Source organism: Yersinia sp. 1252 StPb PI, assembly GCF_048593885.1.
Lineage (GTDB): Bacteria > Pseudomonadota > Gammaproteobacteria > Enterobacterales > Enterobacteriaceae > Yersinia > Yersinia enterocolitica_E.
Genome location: NZ_JAZGQE010000360.1, coordinates 1 through 1,575 on the forward strand (window position 1 = coordinate 1; position 1,575 = coordinate 1,575).

Sequence of the window (1,575 nt, forward strand, 5' to 3'; positions counted from 1 at the left end):
ATGAGTAATTTATTTTTTTATTTGAGTAATTTGGCTCAGTAAAAACGCGGATAACTATGTTAAATTGGGTGAAATTTATTCTTTGAGGGGTGAGATATGGATAGCGAACAAGAGTTTTTCGAGCAGCAGCATCCGGAAGTGGCGCAAGTTATCGGTACTGCTGTGATGCAGCTACTAACAGAGAGTGGGGAAGTGTCGAAGGAATCGATAGCTGAGATGATAGAGGTGCTATATCAGGAGGAACAGGTAACTTTAGCCGTCGAGTTAGCTATTGATATTCTGAGATTACCGCCAGAAGGCTGATTACAGGCACAAAAAACCCGGCCGCGGGGCCGGGTCATTATATTAGCTTGATAGATTGAAGTTAACCATTCCTTTTGCCTGAACCTCATCATAATCAATGTATCGAGTTGCTTTGACTATGGCTGAAACGAAGTGCATTTTTTCGACTTCGTTTGGATCAAGCGTTATTGGCTTGTGCTCGTTATTTATGCTGGAAAATTGGTAGCTGCCATCTCTTGTTTTTGTCATTACCTTGATCATATTGTGACCATCTAACGTCCTAACAAAAACCTCATCTCCTGAGTGAATGTGGGTATTAGGCTCAATAACAACAAACTCACCAGATTGAATTCTTGGGTGCATGCTGTCGCCTTTTACCTTCAGTCCGTAGGCATCCTTGTCTGAGCTGTATATTTGAAGCCAGCCAGCACGGATCTCCACCATATCAATCATTCCATCAACTCCCAAGATAGCTTCGCCCACAACAGGAACGGAGCCTAACCGTACTTTTCCAACAAATTCAATTTCATCTGGGGTAGTTGTAGTGCTTCCTGCAATTCCGTCAAGCGTTCCGCGCGGCAACTGAAGCGACTCTTCGATCATGCTCACGGACTTCTCACCAATATTTCTTTTATTTTTCTTTCCTGCAGGGTAAAGCATCCGAGAAATCACTGATTCAGCAATTCCAACCTTGTCAGAAAGCGCCTTTTGAGAGCCGTGCATATCCACAAGCTCTTGTAGCTTTAAGCGCCTACGTTCGTATATGTCAAAACCGTCATCACTTTTCATACAGATATTTTACTTAGTATTACTTTAAGGTAAATAACTTTGGAGTATTGCAAGTTCTATACTTGCGGGTATACTTGAGCTAATTATCACGCAAGGAACTCGTATGGAAACTCTACGAAATTATCTAAATGCCTTGTCGATATCCATGCAGCGTGATTTCGCAGCAAATTGCGGAACATCTGTTGAATATCTTCGTAAGGCAATAAGTACAAAACAAAAACTAGGCGCGGCTCTATCTGTGCAAATTGAAGTTAATTCAAATTGCCAAGTTCTTCGAAAAGATTTGCACCCAGATGACTGGTTCAAAATTTGGCCCGAATTAGCAGCAGCCGCATAAGCACTACCGCTCATTAAATCCTCTGCGCTGAAAAGCGCCCATCAAAACTAAATCCCCAGACCATCGGGGAGGAACAACAACATTCAAATCACAAGGGAAGAGTACGCAATGGAACGTGCACAGAAACGCACTAACGCAATTGAATTGGAAGTACAGGTTATGAATGG

3 protein-coding genes are annotated in these 1,575 nt (G+C 42.4%); 2 read left to right on the plus strand and 1 reads right to left on the minus strand.

Annotation, left to right across the window (positions count from 1 at the left end; genetic code table 11):
- The first annotated feature begins 96 nt into the window (after window positions 1–96).
- Entirely contained in the window at window positions 97–303 is a 207-nt protein-coding gene (locus V2A85_RS23575) for a hypothetical protein (protein ID WP_420072539.1), read from the plus strand.
- 42 nt (window positions 304–345) lie between these two features.
- Here V2A85_RS23575 and V2A85_RS23580 read toward each other — a convergent pair whose 3' ends face one another.
- Window positions 346–1,071, minus strand: a complete 726-nt coding sequence (locus V2A85_RS23580) for a S24 family peptidase (RefSeq protein WP_420072540.1) — start codon at window positions 1,069–1,071, stop codon at window positions 346–348.
- A gap of 103 nt (window positions 1,072–1,174) precedes the next feature.
- On the opposite strand from V2A85_RS23580, the gene V2A85_RS23585 reads away from it, so the two are divergent.
- Complete coding sequence (locus V2A85_RS23585) at window positions 1,175–1,408, plus strand: helix-turn-helix domain-containing protein (protein ID WP_145531181.1); 234 nt, start codon at window positions 1,175–1,177, stop codon at window positions 1,406–1,408.
- The last annotated feature ends 167 nt before the right edge of the window (window positions 1,409–1,575 follow it).

Excerpts from the sequence above, each read along its gene's own strand:
- V2A85_RS23575 (WP_420072539.1), top strand. The coding sequence starts at position 97 with ATGGATAGCGAACAAGAGTTTTTCGAGCAGCAGCATCCGGAAGTGGCG.
- V2A85_RS23580 (WP_420072540.1), bottom strand. The coding sequence starts at position 1,071 with ATGAAAAGTGATGACGGTTTTGACATATACGAACGTAGGCGCTTAAAG.
- V2A85_RS23585 (WP_145531181.1), top strand. The coding sequence starts at position 1,175 with ATGGAAACTCTACGAAATTATCTAAATGCCTTGTCGATATCCATGCAG.